We start from the raw sequence: 15,347 nt of genomic DNA, 5'->3' as shown, positions 1-15,347 counted from the left end.
CGAAAGGAACGATATCTATGAAAGATAAACGATGGAGCATTCTCCCCGTGCTCATGACCCTGGCCAGCGCCATTTCCGTGCAGGTGCTGACTTCCGCTCTCGCCATGCTGCGCACCTTCCTCCGGGACACCCCCTGGGAGCGCATTGTCCCCCTGGCCCGCCAGTTCCGCGATGTACTGGAACGCTTCCTCTTGGATCGGGTGGAAAAATTCCTGGCTGAACAACCCGACACGGATGAACGCAAGCAGCTTCTGGACGACTGGAAGCGCCTGGACTGCCCTGTGGCTCCCGGCCCTTGCACCGATGCCAAGGCCGATGAACTGCTGACCGAGATTTCCGCACTGAACCGCGTAGAGGACTATCTGGAGCGTCGGGATGACCTGCTGGCGGGGCTGGCCGCTCTCCCGGAGGCGGCGAGAAATCAAGCAGCGCTGACGCTCCGCTCCAAGGTGGCGGAACTGCTGTTCTATGCCACGGTTCCGGAGATGCAGAAGTCCAATTTTGACCCGGTGACCACCCATCAGTTCCGCGTCTGGACGGAGCTTACCAACTGTATCGACGCCGGCGCCGAGGCCTATGCCATCTACTTCCTCTGCTTCGACGGCATGAAGCTGCGGATTCTCTCTCCCTGGACGCTGACGGCGGATGCCACCGTGGAGGAACTCTATCTGACCGCCCGCATCATCGCTCGGCTCCACCAGATGGACATTCCCTGGGACCACGACCGCCTGGTGACCTGTCTCTATCATCTGCTGGACCTGAAGGTGCGCTGCCTGATGGATCACGGCGATGAAGATGCTGACACCCAAGAACTGCTGGCTCTCTACGCCATGTTCGGATGGACGGAGCGGGACGAATTCCGCAGCTATTGGGAGCTGCCCCGCTTCCGGGAGAATCTTTCCAAGTATTATAAGGAGGTTTAAGCTATGAGCTTTTTTGAATTGCCCGCCGTTGCCGACCTGGTCCGTATCGTGATGACCGCCCCCAAGGGGGCGGCCGTCACGGCGGCTCTCCATCAGCTCCATCGGCTGCTTGCCCAGTCACCCGAGGGCGATACGGCGTTGATGCAGGTTCTGCAGTATGAGGCCTATCCCGCCCTGAAAGCCGACGCCGCTGTGATGCAGCTGGAGGGAGAAGTGCACAAGTCCGTGGACATTGCGCTCCACGAAGCGGATATTCTGGAAGCCATCCGCGAGGGTACCGTCTGTGACAGCCCCACTCTGGAGGACTGGGATCTTACCCTTCTTTCGGCCGAGGTGTACCCCAAGTGGTGGAATGTCCCCGAAACGATGGCGCAAGCGGAGGAACTTTTCTTCGAAACGCTGGATTCGCTTCTGCAGAAGACCCGCAATTATCCCTTGACGCTGGAAATCCTGCAGTGTCTGGTGACCTATCAGCTGACATTGGCCCTGGGTGAGGTGTCGGAGCCCCAGTATCCCCGCAACGAGACCTGGCGCTGTATGCGGCTGGCCCTGTACGGTACGCCCTGGGATGGCTGCCGCCACTCCGCGGCGTACATCTGTCACAAGGACGGCGAGGTGTTCCTGATGGACGGAACCATCGATAACGGTTCCTGTGAGGACTATCTGAAGCTGATTGACTATCTGGAGGAGGTGGTACCCCAGGAGGAGCTGGAGCGTTACCTGAAGGAACGCACCGCTCAGCCCTGCTTCGACTTTGAACTGGAAAAGGCAGTTCATATCTGGCTGGGGGATAAATGGAAGTCCCGTGACCAGTAAGTTAAATGAGAAACACAGGGGTGCTCTCGGCATGAGAGTACCCCTGATTTTGTATTTTTGCCCTTAAAACAAGAAAATTCACAAAAAATTTACTGGATTTTTCATATAGAAAAAATTTTGGCGTGAAAAACAGCCATATATATAACGAAGAATAATGTGAAACGAAACGATACCGGGATGAGCGAGTTTAAGAGGCTCGCGAAGACCGGTATCGTTTCGTTTCACTTTTTTCAATCGATTTCTTCCATACTAAATACAGGAAGACATCTTCCTGCAATCATTTGAAAGGAGGGAACCGATATGAAAAGGGTTCTCATTGTCAGCATTGCAAGTAAGTATTCCAAATACCCCCTGCCCAAAATCTGGGTGGCTTATCTCAACGCAGAGGAACTGGCCCAACTGCTGAATTGCGAAGTGGTCGACTATCGTTGTGGCCATGGAGATCCCAGCGCTTATTGGGATGAGATCATTCAAATGATCATCGACCTCCAGATCGACACAATCATTGTCCCCAACCTGGCCTCCATCGCCATTCACATCGCCGACGGTGCGGAATTGCTGCCTAAGCTGAAAGCGCTGGGCGTGGAACTCTATTGCGACGAACTGGGGTGTGAAAACCTGTTCGCAACGAAGAATTTTGATAAGAAGATTCTCTCTCTGATTCACTGCGCAGAAACCTCTGCGGCAAAAGGCGATGAAGAAGCGGGCAACAAGTAAGTGCTGACACGGTTGAACAGGAGGTGAGGTAAATGGCAGACTGTTTTACAAATGAAACGGTACAGGTCGGTGAAAATCTATACATCCGCTATAGCTTCCGGGAACATAACACGATTGTAGTGGGGACCCTGACAGACAAAGACAGTCTGCCGATCCTCGGGGTAAAGAATGCACAGCACAAGATTCGCCCGAAGGAATCCGTGGGTGATGCGAAGGACTTCGTAAAGAGCAAACTGATGGAAAAATATCAGAAAGCATTTTTCCCCCGCAACGGTACACCCGGCAAGCATCCCTACACGGATGCGCTGAAAGAGTTCTGCAGTTTCTATCCAACGCCAGAGGAACAGCAACAGCATCTGAACTGGGAAAACTGGGCTACCAGCACTTTTCGCGGCACCTATACCTATTTGTGCAACCGGGTGCTTCCCAGACTGGATAAGCTTGGTGTGAATCCCGGCCCGGAAAAGATCCAGGCCATGCAGGAAGAACTGGTAGATCTGATTGTTACGGGCAAACCGCAGGACGAGCCGCTCAGCAAAGAAGCTGTCTCTCAAATCCGGCAGAATCTTCTCTACAAAATGCGCCGCTGTGATATTCTGTATCGCCAGCTTCAGCTTCTGCTGCCGTGGAGAAATCTGCCGGACCTGAATCTTCGCATGAAGGGCGAGGCGGTACCAAATGTGGAACAATGCAAATCACTGCCCGACCCAGTTCGCATTCGCTTTGCAGCCATTTTGCGCCAGCAGATGGAGTCGCCCTACGGAGGTGTCGCCCTTTGTCTTGGGTTTATGTTTTTCTGTGGTTTGCGGACTGCGGAGAGCGCCGCCTTGACCTTCGGCGATATCCACACATCCGGAGAAACCTGGACTGTCCAGGTAAAAAAGCAGCTGTCCGGCACCAACGTAACTCCGACCTTGAAGACAGAGAGTTCCTACCGTCGTCTACCGTTGGTGCAATTTTTACAGGATATGGTGTCGACCCGTAAAGCATATCTTCAAACACTGAAAAATGCAAAGGAAACAGCGGAGAAGGAATCAAAGGAGGAGCCAATGGATCACCTGTCCATTGACAACCTGCCCATCAGTTATCAGCCCGGAACATCCCAGCTCTTTGTTCCCATCAGTCAGATTTCGGCCGCAGGACGCGCCCTGCTCCTGGCCAGCGGCTGCACAGTTTCCTATTGGGAGGATATGCTGGATCTGATGTCCGGCAAGCTGGATCTCTCCCAGGACGGTGAAAAGCTCCGGGATATTACCGCATATGCACTGCGTCGGGATTTCGCATCCCGGGCCGCCAACAGCTGCGGTGTTACAGAACGGGAGCTGGATCTTGCTCTGGGTCACAAGATCCGATGCTCGGCTGTGGAAAAGCGTGCTTTTTACAGCCTTCCTTCTCTGTCTACCTTTCGTCAAAAGCTGGAAAACTATATTTTTGACCCAAAACATACGGCACACCCCGCCTTTTTGCCGATTGTTGTGGACGGAACACAAGATCTTACCCTGTTGCCGGTGACGCAAGCTCGGCTGTTCTTCAAGAAAGATACTGTGATTCGGCTGAATCTCCTGTCATTGGATGCCGGACAGATCATCCAAGCAAATTTTTCTGACGGCAAAGTGCTGCATCAAAAACAGGTGCCGCTGGAGGATTTGCCGGCCGAGCGCTCTGCACGCCAGTTGCTTGCCAATGTTCCGTCACCGGGATGGTATGAGAAGTCAATCACTGCAGCGGAGTCCGCAAAAGTCCGTGGGGCAGTCGAGAAAATATGGAAGGAGATTTTTAAATATGGCAAAAAAGTATGAGTCGGCCAATGAGGGCTGGGATAATGACAAAAGCCACATAACGCCGTTGCCCAAAGATATGCCGGACGACCCGGACAAATATATCGGCCGCTATATGGTGGGAACATTTGCTGTCGTATTTCGACTGAATTTTCAACCCGCAGCAGAAAAGCGGGACTATCGTTGGCGGGGCGTCATGGGAATCCAGGGCGCCAATGGGTATTATCTGGAGATGAAGGGCGATTTGTACAATGCGATGAAGGCACACTGGGATGAAAAGGAGGCAAAGCTCCGTGAAGCTTATCCGGATGGCATACCGGAAAAGAAATGGAAGGACTTTCAGCGTAAAAGCAATGAGGCCATGAAGGCAACCATGCTTCTTCATAGCAACGCGGAGTCTGAAGAGGAAATCAAACATTATATCGCCCAGTGTGGGGTGGAGCTTTGCCAAAAACATTGGGAAGCCATCCGCGACCAGCAGTACAGAAGTGGCAAGCGTGCCGGTGTGACAATGCTTGCCGCATGGGATCTGGTGGGAGAATCCTTTATGCTTCAATATGCGACCCGCAGCAAACGCTATCAGGACGAGATTCGCAGAAGTATTCAGGGCGTTGCACTGCAGCTCTCCGGACACCTCATGCATATGGTCACGCCGGTTATGGTACGTCAGTGTATGTCGGACCTGGGAAATGATGAGAAGGTAAAACAGCGTTTCCGTCGGGCAGAGCAGTTCTGGGATTATTGTATCGGGAATCAGCTTGCTGACGGTAAAAATCCTATCACAGACTTGTTGAAGGGCGGAAAGCATAAAGCGGTAAACGCGGCAGCGGCCGAGCGCAGCATTTCTAAACAGGTCATGCTGAAAGACGAGGAAGAGCAGCGACTGAACGAATATCTGGAAGCCAATTGGCAAAATGCCCTGGGTCGGGCGTTGCTGCTGTGCAAAGAAGCCGCGCTAAACCCCGGAGAACTGTCCGGATTGCAGGTGCGGCATCTGATGATCTGTGAGAAGCCCCTGCGCGTCCATGTGCGGCGTGTCCGCTTTTATGCGGGCTCAGCCACCCAGGATTATACCGTGCCGCTGAGTCCCTTCTGTGCGCGCCTGATGAAGCGGTGGTATGATGATCTGGTGGAGCAAAATCCAGACGCTGACCTAAGCGATATTTATGTGTGCGGCGCAGGAAATGAGCCCACTGCCCGTGATGCCATTGACCTCTACATTCGACGGATGCTGATGGCCTTGAACATTCCGGGTGATAATCCAGACAAGCGTACATACGGGTGGAATTTGCTGCGGGATAACCTGGAACATCGTCTGGTGACCCACTGCGGTCTGCAGGCGACCTCAGGCGCTGTGAAATTCCTCCTGGGCCGCTCGTTGGCCAGCGATACAACCTCCGACCACTATCATAACTTTGCGGACCCATCCGGTCAGGAAATGCTCTACCGCGCCCTGGCACGGGATCGCCGCTTCTTTTGTGAACCCGTGCCGCGCCTGTCTGGCGAAGGCGTCTATCCAGCACAGGACCCCAGAAAACGGAATCTGCTGGAGATAGAGGTGGCAGTCAAGGCCGACAGTACACTGGATTTGTCGTGCCTGCATGGGATATCCGGTACATTGTCTGTTCTGGAGCCTTAAGCAATAGGGATTGAAGCAAGCTATAGTTTCCTTGTGTTACATTTTCCTTATATGATATAATAATGAAAATGCCTATGCGGCAAGGAGGACTTGACATATGGTGAGCTTAGGTAAGCTGGTGGAAATCAAAGACTTGCGGACTGTGTGGCCCCACGAGGCGTTGGATTTTACACCGTGGCTTTCACAGGATGATAATATAGCGCTCCTTGCAGATGCGGTCGGTCTTGATATTACGGTTGATGAAACAGAATCGGCAGTTGGTGATTTCAATGTGGACATTTATGCATCGGAAACGGGCACAGACCGAAAAATTATTATCGAAAACCAGCTGGAAGATACAAACCATGACCACTTGGGAAAACTCATTACATATGCTTCCGGAAAATCGGCAGATGTCATTATCTGGGTTGTGAAACACGCCCGAGAGGAACACCGGGCCGCTGTCGAATGGCTGAACAATCACACCGATGAAAAAATCGGCTTCTTCCTTTGTGAAATCAAGTTGTATCAGATTGGAAATTCCCAACCGGCCGTCAAGTTTGAAGTAATTGAAAAACCCAACGACTGGGCAAAAGAAGTAAAGAAAAATGAGACGGGCAACAGCACACAGCAGCAGCGGTATGATTATTGGGTGGCGTTCCAGGATTATGCGTTTCAAAATGTGCAGTTTGCCAAGAACTTCAACCGCAGAAAACCTTCCTTGGACCATTGGATGAACTTCAGTATCGGGTCCTCCGCTTGTCACATTGCCGTATCACAAATTCAGAAGCGCAATGAACTGTATGTGGAACTGTACATCAGTGAGGATAAGGAATTGTTTCATTCCCTGTTTCAACAGAAAGACAGTATTGAAGCGGATGCTGGGCTGACATTTGAATGGAGAGAACTGCCGGAACGCAAAGCAAGCCGCATCGTTCTTTCAAAAAATGTATCCTTTGAGGACAAAGGCCAGTGGACAGCGCAGTTTGACTGGCTGATAGATGTGATGTTGAAAATGAAGCAAGCATTCAAAAAGCACCTGTAAGCAAACATACAGAAGCACATGAAATACAGAGAGACAAATATGAGCGTCCTTTAACCCTGCAATCAAAATCATGTGTTTTCGAGTGCGGGGAATCCTCTTATGGAAGAGTCACGCTCTCTATAAAATAGGTTGAATTTATCCTATTTTGGAGTATAATAGATTCAGAAGGAGGGTGATCCCATGATGATCAATTCCAATACGATGGTTTCCATCACAGAGGCCAATCAGAATTTTTCCAAGGTAGCCCGTCTGGTGGATGAGCAGGGTTCCGCCGTTATTCTGAAGAACAATGTGCCCCGTTACCTTGTCATTGAGTTCAGCCAGGTGGAGCAGATGCAGGCGGCCCAGGACGAGGACATCATGCAGATCTCCACAAGGCTCATTCAGCAAAATCGGGCGGCCTATGAGGAACTGGCCAAATGAAAATCCTGAATAAGCGCCAGATCCTAATGCTCCATCAGCATTTGGTTGATGAGACTGGCGGCAGTCCAGGCCTGAGGGATGAGGGCCTTCTGGATTCGGCTCTGAACGCTCCCTTCCAAACATTTGGCGACACCAGTGCCTATCCATCCCTCCAGCAGAAGGCGGCACGCCTTTGCTATGGTCTGGTCAAAAATCATCCATTCATTGACGGCAATAAACGGATTGGGGCCCACGCCATGCTGGTTTTCCTGGCTGTCAACGGGCTGGAGTTATCCTACACGCAGCAGGAGCTGTCGGATATCATTCTGCAGGTAGCTGCTGGAGAAAAAGAATATGATGATCTGTTGGTGTGGCTTCTTGCCCATCAGCTGTAAACAACCGGGGAGAGCCGTATACACGGCTCTCCCCGGTTGTTGCTATACTATAAATTTTGAAGGGTATGGAGCAGCTGGGTCAGTCCATCACACAGGAGGTTTACACAAAGTTTTGGACAGTCTAGCCTTTACGCCGGTTTCCTCGATAAACTCCTGCCCTTTCTTCGGATGTTCTTGACGGTACACTGGATTTTGGGTTGTGCTATTGTGCAAGAATGATTTTGCCGCTTATGCGATGAGAGCAATATTCCTACAGGATTTCCATCATATACAGCGTACGAAATCCTGTAAACTACCCACTGCAAAATGATGGGATTTTGTCGACTTTTCGGCCACTGAACAGAGTGACTACAGCGGCTGAAATGGTACCCGTAAAATGTCGGGATTTTGTCCGCTCTACTGATGCCGCTGTCAGACTGTCCGAATTCCGAAATACCCTCGGCAAAATATCGGGATTCTGTCTTTTCGGAAAAACCTCGAAAGTCTGATTCTGCAAGGCTTTGCGTGACGACTCACTCTTCGGAAACGGGGGAAATTTTGATTGCAATTCTCACCCCTGAAAAGGCCCCCGAAAAAAGTGGAATCCGAGTGGAATTGCTCCACACAGCCCCTCCGAAAGGGGGCAAAAAACCAGGGAGAACGGGCCCTTTCCGGCCCGTTTTTCTGGAAAAATGGGTGGGGGAGAGAATGGCATTCAAGAGGTCAGCGGTTCGATCCCGCTTATCTCCACCAAAAAGACTTGAAACTTCGGTTTCAAGTCTTTTTTTGTTTGTCTGCCGTGGGGGTTCGGAGAAGTGCATGAAGTCTGAAAAATGAAAGCGGGGATTGCATGGTTTTGCAGTACAATGTAAAAAGAGATTCCTGCTGCCAAATATAGAAAAAACGCAAGTTATTCGATGTTATGCACAATTTAGATGGGCTTAACTTTGGCTAGATTATCCGTATTGTGGTATTCTGGAACCCATAGTATAATTTAAATATATCTGAAAGAACTGACGCGGGATATATGGGGATATATCCACGCAAAGCAGTACTTTCGAACGGTACCGGAGCTCTGAAAAGGAAGGAGGATAGGGGGTACATTTTATGTCCGGTATCGTGCCCGCGCGTGAAAAACAAGTAATTTCATAAGGAGGAACCATAAATGCGACAACGTCAAAAACGCTCCCGCTCAGTTTTGTCACTGCTGTTGGCATTTTCCATGCTTTTCTCCCTGGTTATTACACCTGCGTCGGCCAAAGAACCTGTCGAAACCTACCCCGAGGATTTGGATGCCATCGTCGAGCTTTTGAGCGGCGAAAACGGTGTCGACGGCGAGTCCGCCTTTGATTACCTGGGAACCGTGTTCCTGGGCTGGCGTACCACCGGCGGCCCCTGGCAGAATTATGTGATCAACGACTTTATCGGCGACACCATCATTGCTGCCGGTTACGAGGACAAGGGCGACTCCTATACTGGAGACAACTTCTCTGACTGGACCCATGACTATGACAACGGTGACCAGTTCTGGGTATAGCACGATGAGTCCACTTCTCTGGTGTGGGCGCCTGAGTATGCCCGGATGGAGATCACCTCCATCAAGAAGGATGGCCAGGAGGTCACCGAGGGCGATATCTACGGCCTGAAGGAAGTCGTGGATGTGGAGTCCTTCTCCTATGACCCCACCAGTGATGTCTATCAGGCTCACTACATTGAGAAATACGGCCTGAACGCCACCGTGGGTGACGATGACGGTTTTATCGAGGCCATGTCCGGCTGGATTAACCAAAAGGATGCCTCCGGCAACCGTACCAAGGTATTCCCCGATGGGGAAGAACCCGGTGCAGCCCGGGGCGAGGAGGCTCATCTGAATGAGCGTGCCCACCTGGCTACCAACACCAGCTTCAACGTCACTGATGAAGAGCTGGCCGCTATCCGGGAGAACCCGGGCGACGTCAGCGAGCTGGCTAAGGGCCAGACCGGCGAAGTGGTGTATGTGGGCGATGTGAACAGCTATGAGGGCGACACTGCCGCTCTGGCCGGCAAGGTGCTGCTGTGCGACTCCTCCAACCGGAACAACTTCACCTTTGCTCAGGAAGTGGGCGCCATCTCCGTGATGACCACTGCCTCTCTGGACAACTACAGCAACCCCATTGAGGAAGACAACTGGTTTGGTCCGGAAGGCGAGATGAAGAACTGGTACGAGCAGTGGTACGACGGCGAGAACGAGTGGTATACCAACTCCGCCCGCTTCGCCGGCGGCGCCGGTTCCGCCAAGAACCTGGCTGCTATGGAAGCTGGTAAGCCCATCGTGGAGTGGAACATCTCTCCCGACCAGTACAATGCCCTGCGCACCATGCTGGATCAGGGCTATACTGTGGAGATGAACGTGGCCTCCGTGGGCGAGATGTACGGCATGAGTGATCCTGAGATCCCCGCTGCTCAGGGCCAGCTCACCGCCATTGCGGAGATCAAGGGCGCCGACCCCGAGCTGCGGGAAGAGCGGGTGGTGCTGGCCGCCCACGTGCAGGAGCCCGGCTGCGACGACAACGCCACCGGCGTGGCCCTGAACCTGGAGCTGGCCGTGAAGATGAAGCAGATGATCGACGCGGGGGTCATCGAGCGCCCGGCCCGGACCATCGTGTTCATGTGGGGCGACGAGATGTCCTTCTCCGACCTGTATCTGGACGCCCATCAGAGCCAGTGGGACAATATCATCTGCTGCATCGACCTGGACATGGTGGGCGAGGACCCGGCCAAGACCGGCGGCCCCATGCGCATCGAGAAGGCCCCCGATCCCTCCGCTTACTACAACTACACCCTGGACAACATCCCTGAGGACCCCCTGTACTACGACGAGGACCGCAGCGACTCCGACGGGAACTTTGTCCGCCTGCCCGACTCCCACACCCTGTGGGGCGCCGGCAGCCCGGAGAACTATGACCTGGGCGGCATCTTCATCAACGATCTGTATATGGCCGCCGCCCAGAGCACCCAGGGCGTGGTGAAGGACTCCCTGGGGTACGATTTTGAAGTGGACGTTTGCCCCTACGAGGGCGGCAGCGACCACACCCGCTTCCTGAGCCGGGACATCCCCGCGGTGCTGACCTGGCACTTCACCGACTATGTGTACCACACCACCGTGGACACCCTGTACATGGCCAGCGCCGACGAGCTGGAGAGCGTGGGCATCACCTCCCTGGCGGCCGGTTACTTTGCCGCCAACCCCCAGGCGTACTGCGACGATATGATGCAGATCCTGGTGGACGCGGCGCAGGCCCGCTTCGACAGCGAGATGCAGTACAATACCCAGGCCCACAAGGAGTGGGCGGACGCCACCGGCAGCGACGCGGAGGCGGCCTATGAGCTGGAGGTGGAGGTCCTCACCGAGTGGGGCACCTGGTACCGCGAGGCCATCGAGAGCTGCGGCAAATACTTCGCGGCCGACCCGGACAGCTATGCGGCCTACCTGGAAGAGATCGAAGCCCTGGAGGCGGAGGCCCTGGCCTATGCGGACGCCGTCTTCAACGGCCTGGGCGCCCTGACCCTGGACGACGACCTGCTGTCCCTGGACATGAGCGAGGAGACCTTTACCGCCACCCTGACCGTCCCCGTCTCTGATGAGCAGGCGTCCTGGGACGACGAGGCCTGGGCCTCCTGGGCCGAGGGCCTCACCTGGAGCCTGACCCGCGGTGAGACCGACGTGCAGGACCCGGAGCTCTACCCCAACATCTACACCGGCGACGACCTGGAGAACTGGATGAGCTGGGGCACTATCAACCAGCACGGCTCGGACGGCGAGAAGTACTTCACCCTGGCCGAGCCGGTGGTGAATGTGGCCGACGGCACCGCCACGGTGACCCAGGCCTTTACCCACGGCACCTTCTTCAACATGAAGGATGACAGCCTGCCCGAGGTGACCAACGCCCTGCAGGCCATCGGCAGCAACACCTTCCGCTACGCCCGCAACGTGTGGCCCAGCTTCATCGGCAACTATACGCTCTCTGCGAAAGACGGCGGGACCGTCCTGGGTTCCACCGGCATGGAGATCAACGTCTATGAGAGCAACACCCGCCAGGACGAGATCTATGACGAGCTGATGGAGATCAAGGCCCTGGCCGAGGCGAAGGGCCGCTATTTCGACGTGCAGTCCTTCGGCACCAGCACCGACGGCTACGAGCAGTGGTACGCGGTGGTGTCCGACAGCGCCCAGTCCGTGGCGGACTTCAAGGAGATGAACGCCCTGGCCCAGACCGACCCCGAGGCCGTTCTGGCGGAGATCGAGGGCGGCAAGGACTACCGCATCCCCATCATGATGAACAACGTCCACCCCGACGAGGCCGGCGCCGTGGACGCCCACATGAATCTGCTGCGCACCCTGGCCACCGAAGATACCATCACCTGGAATACCATCACTGGTCTGACCGGTGGTAAGACTGTGGATGAGAGCCAGTACGATCCCAAGATCGTGGACTTTGAGATCACCAGCGATGACGGCGATACCGACTACGGTTTCACCGGCTACGGCCTGAAGATCAGCGCCACCGATATCAACGGCAACGGCAATGACGGCCGCACCGACGCCAGCGAGTACTACACCTTCAGCGAGGACAAGACCCTGGTGGTGGACGAGATCCTGGATAACCTGATCATCATCGTCACCCCCGACGAGAACCCCGACGGGCGCACCTACAACACCCGCCCCAACGGCAACGGCTTTGACCTCAACCGCGACGCCTCCAACCAGACCCAGGTGGAGACCCAGAACATCACCAAGCTCATCAGCGAGTGGAACCCGGTGGCCTTTGTGGAGTTCCACGGCTTTACCGCTCAGTTCCTGGTAGAGCCCTGTACGCCTCCTCACGAGCCCAACCTGGAGTATGACCTGTTTGTGGAGCAGTTCCTGCTGGGCGCCGAGGCCTACGGAAATGCCGCCCTGGCCACCATGTCTGTCCAGCACAAGGACGAGTTCGAGACCAAGTACCAGACCTATTACACCCCCCTGCGCGACAGCTATGACGCCGAAACCGGCTGGGACGCCTGGGATGACCTGAGCACCAACTATACCCCCAGCTATGCCATGCTAAACTGCGGTTCCATGGGCTTTACCATTGAGACTCCTTCCGGCGGCGAGTCCAGTGTCCGTCTGCTGGAGTGCGGCGCCTACGGTCTGTGGCAGTTCCTGTCCGACTGTAAGGACACCTGCTACAAGGCCCAGCTGGAGTTCTTCCGCCGTGGCATCAACAACGAGGACCACCGGGAAGAGATGGAGCCCTGGTATGTGAACATGAGCAACCAGAAGCTGGCTCCCGACACCTGGCGTGTTCCCTATGAGGGCAACGACAAGTACTTCCCCGAGTACTACGTGCTGCCTGTGGACGCCGAGTCCCAGCGTGACCCCGCCGACGCCTATGAGATGGCTGAGTTCCTCATGCGCAACGGCGTAAAGGTCTCTACCCTCACCAAGGACGTGACGGTGGACGGTGTGACCTACAAGGCCGGTTCTCTGGTTGTCAATATGTACCAGGCCAAGCGCAACTACGCCAACTGCCTGCTCAACCTGGGCTATGACGCCTCTGCCTCCGGCTTCCCCTCCCTGTACTCTGAGTCCGTGGCCAGCTTCCCCAGTATGCGCGGCTTTGACTGCATCGCCATTGACACCATCGGTGCTTTTGATGGCGCCCTGAAGGAAGTGACTGAGGTCACCGCCTCCAGCCAGGTCACCGGCAGCGGTTCTATCGTCATCCTGTCCAACAACGGCGATGAGACCGTCCGGGCCGTCAACGCTCTGCTGGACGCTGGCAAGGCGGTTGGCATGGTCACCGAGGGCAGCTACAAGGGCGACTTCGTACTGAGCTACGACGACTATGCCACCATCGCCTCCGACTACACCCTGGTGGTTACCCGCACCAATACCATGCCTGTAGCCTATGAGATCAGCAAGCCCACCCTGTTCCTCACCGGCCGCTATGCCGACTTCGGTGACGACAAGGTTACCTCCGGTTACTACACCGAGTGGTTTGCCGATGGCTACGGCTTCATCAACTACGACAATATCCACAACAACGGCACCTCCAACTACGATGTGATGGCTTATGTGAAGCAGCTGGGCTTCACCGTGGTGGATGATCCTGCCCAGGCCGATATTATCATCGGCTCCGTGGCCCTCAACAGCGGCGCTTACGGCGAGCAGGCTGTTGCGAAAGTCAAGACGGGCACTCCTTACATCGCCACCGGTTCCAGCACTCTGTCTTACATCAAGAACAACCTGGTCACTGACCTGAACTATCAGAGCAATGGCCAGGAAGCGCTCCACAATGTGGTTTATCCCTCCGACAGCCTCACTACTGCCAGCCAGACAGCCGATGGCGATACCGTAATTTACTCTTACAAGTGCACGGTGCTCACCAGCTATCCTGAGGATGCCCAGGTTCTGATCCAGGCCACCGATAAGGACAGCTTCATCGTGGGCTGCATGGCCGGCGGCAGCATCGACGGCGGCGTGGAGGCCATTGCCGTGGAGCAGGACGGGATGGACATCACCATCTTCGCCAACTCCATCGTCAACCGTGCCCACCAGCAGGACGACTATCTGTTTGCTACCAACACCATCTACTCCAAGATGCTCTCTGATGAGCAGATGGATATCGGCACCTCCTCCGGCGGTTCCACCGGCGCTACCTCCTACGCCATCACTGTGGAGGACAGCGACAACGGTACTGTGACCTCCAGCCGCAAGAGCGCCTCCAAGGGCCTGATGGTCACCCTGACCGCAAAGGCCGACGAGGGCTACAAGCTGGATACCATTACCGTTACCGACAAGAGCGGCAGCGAGATCAAGCTCACCGACAAGGGCGACGGCAAGTACACCTTCACCATGCCTGCCTCCGCCGTTACTGTGAAGGCCTCCTTCACCAAGGATGACGCCCCCGTGGACACCGGCCTGCCCTTCACCGACGTGAAGGCCGACGACTGGTTCTATGAGGCTGTGAAGTACGTCTATGACAACAAGCTGATGGACGGCACTTCCTCCACCACCTTCGCTCCCTTCATGACCACCAACCGTGCCATGGTCGTCACCATCCTGTGGCGGCTGGAGGGCCAGCCTGAGACCGACGCCACCCTGTCCTTCACCGACGTGGAGAGCGGCGTGTGGTACACCGAGGCGGTCCGCTGGGCGGCTGCCGAGGGCATCGTCAAGGGTTACAGCGACACCGTGTTTGCCCCCAACGACACCGTGACCCGCGAGCAGCTGGCCACCATCCTGTACCGCTATGCTGAGAGCAAGGGCTACGATGTGTCCGCCAAGGGCGACCTGACCACCTTCACCGACGGCGCCAAGACCTCCTCCTGGGCCGCTGAGGCCATGGAGTGGTCGGTAGGCTCCAAGCTGCTGTCCGGCAAGGGCGGCAACGTTCTGGATCCCACCGGCACCGCCACCCGCGCGGAAGTGGCGCAGATCTTCACCAACTTTGCGCAGAACCTGAAGAAGTAAACATTCACGCCAACAGGGGCGCGCTGCATTAGCAGCGCGCCCCTGTTTTGTTATGCAGAGAAAAAAGTGCAAAAATGGATCATTTTTGGCCTCCATGGATTGGAAAGAAAAAATCCGCATAGAAAATCGGGCTGAGGCAAAGCTATGGTCGGATCACCGATCCAACAAAACGATTGCAA

At 55.1% G+C, this 15,347-nt stretch carries 10 protein-coding genes; all 10 read left to right on the top strand.

Annotation, left to right across the window (positions count from 1 at the left end; genetic code table 11):
• The first annotated feature begins 17 nt into the window (after positions 1-17).
• The 10 genes from B5G40_RS14360 to B5G40_RS14315 all read left to right on the top strand — a co-directional run bounded on the left by B5G40_RS14360 (position 18) and on the right by B5G40_RS14315 (position 15,168).
• Complete coding sequence (locus B5G40_RS14360; RefSeq protein ID WP_087400232.1) at positions 18-923, top strand: hypothetical protein; 906 nt, start codon at positions 18-20, stop codon at positions 921-923.
• Between the two features lie 3 nt (positions 924-926).
• The gene (locus B5G40_RS14355; RefSeq protein ID WP_087400230.1) at positions 927-1,739 is read left to right on the top strand and encodes a hypothetical protein; all 813 of its coding nucleotides are present in this window, start codon (positions 927-929) and stop codon (positions 1,737-1,739) included.
• Between the two features lie 300 nt (positions 1,740-2,039).
• Positions 2,040-2,456 (top strand): hypothetical protein, encoded by a 417-nt coding sequence (locus tag B5G40_RS14350; protein WP_087400228.1) that lies wholly within the window; start codon positions 2,040-2,042, stop codon positions 2,454-2,456.
• A 32-nt stretch (positions 2,457-2,488) separates the two neighbouring features.
• Entirely contained in the window at positions 2,489-4,255 is a 1,767-nt protein-coding gene (locus B5G40_RS14345) for a hypothetical protein (protein WP_087400226.1), read from the top strand.
• Positions 4,239-5,873, top strand: a complete 1,635-nt coding sequence (locus B5G40_RS14340; protein WP_087400224.1) for a hypothetical protein — start codon at positions 4,239-4,241, stop codon at positions 5,871-5,873. The genes B5G40_RS14345 and B5G40_RS14340 overlap by 17 nt, the downstream gene beginning before the upstream one ends.
• A 97-nt stretch (positions 5,874-5,970) precedes the next feature.
• The gene (locus tag B5G40_RS14335) at positions 5,971-6,897 is read left to right on the top strand and encodes a DUF4268 domain-containing protein (protein WP_087400222.1); all 927 of its coding nucleotides are present in this window, start codon (positions 5,971-5,973) and stop codon (positions 6,895-6,897) included.
• 180 nt (positions 6,898-7,077) lie between these two features.
• A complete protein-coding gene (locus B5G40_RS14330) occupies positions 7,078-7,320 on the top strand; it encodes a type II toxin-antitoxin system Phd/YefM family antitoxin (protein WP_087400220.1) in 243 nt (80 codons plus the stop codon).
• On the top strand, positions 7,317-7,694 hold the full coding sequence (locus B5G40_RS14325) for a type II toxin-antitoxin system death-on-curing family toxin (protein WP_087400218.1): 378 nt from the start codon (positions 7,317-7,319) through the stop codon (positions 7,692-7,694). Before B5G40_RS14330 ends, B5G40_RS14325 begins: the two co-directional genes overlap by 4 nt.
• Before the next feature lie 1,144 nt (positions 7,695-8,838).
• The gene (locus tag B5G40_RS14320) at positions 8,839-9,210 is read left to right on the top strand and encodes a hypothetical protein (RefSeq protein WP_087400216.1); all 372 of its coding nucleotides are present in this window, start codon (positions 8,839-8,841) and stop codon (positions 9,208-9,210) included.
• Between the two features lie 21 nt (positions 9,211-9,231).
• Positions 9,232-15,168 carry an S-layer homology domain-containing protein gene (locus B5G40_RS14315; protein WP_143383429.1) on the top strand — a complete coding sequence of 1,979 codons (5,937 nt, stop codon included), beginning with the start codon at positions 9,232-9,234 and terminating at the stop codon, positions 15,166-15,168.
• Positions 15,169-15,347 lie beyond the last annotated feature (179 nt).

The sequence above is a fragment of the Flavonifractor sp. An9 genome (genome assembly GCF_002161245.1).
Lineage (GTDB): Bacteria > Bacillota > Clostridia > Oscillospirales > Oscillospiraceae > Flavonifractor > Flavonifractor avicola.
This window is presented reverse-complemented; position numbering and strand designations above follow the sequence as displayed.

Coding starts and splice junctions, on each gene's coding strand:
- B5G40_RS14355 (WP_087400230.1), top strand. CDS start 927: ATGAGCTTTTTTGAATTGCCCGCCGTTGCCGACCTGGTCCGTATCGTG.
- B5G40_RS14335 (WP_087400222.1), top strand. CDS start 5,971: ATGGTGAGCTTAGGTAAGCTGGTGGAAATCAAAGACTTGCGGACTGTG.
- B5G40_RS14345 (WP_087400226.1), top strand. CDS start 2,489: ATGGCAGACTGTTTTACAAATGAAACGGTACAGGTCGGTGAAAATCTA.
- B5G40_RS14340 (WP_087400224.1), top strand. CDS start 4,239: ATGGCAAAAAAGTATGAGTCGGCCAATGAGGGCTGGGATAATGACAAA.
- B5G40_RS14325 (WP_087400218.1), top strand. CDS start 7,317: ATGAAAATCCTGAATAAGCGCCAGATCCTAATGCTCCATCAGCATTTG.
- B5G40_RS14360 (WP_087400232.1), top strand. CDS start 18: ATGAAAGATAAACGATGGAGCATTCTCCCCGTGCTCATGACCCTGGCC.
- B5G40_RS14330 (WP_087400220.1), top strand. CDS start 7,078: ATGATGATCAATTCCAATACGATGGTTTCCATCACAGAGGCCAATCAG.
- B5G40_RS14320 (WP_087400216.1), top strand. CDS start 8,839: ATGCGACAACGTCAAAAACGCTCCCGCTCAGTTTTGTCACTGCTGTTG.
- B5G40_RS14350 (WP_087400228.1), top strand. CDS start 2,040: ATGAAAAGGGTTCTCATTGTCAGCATTGCAAGTAAGTATTCCAAATAC.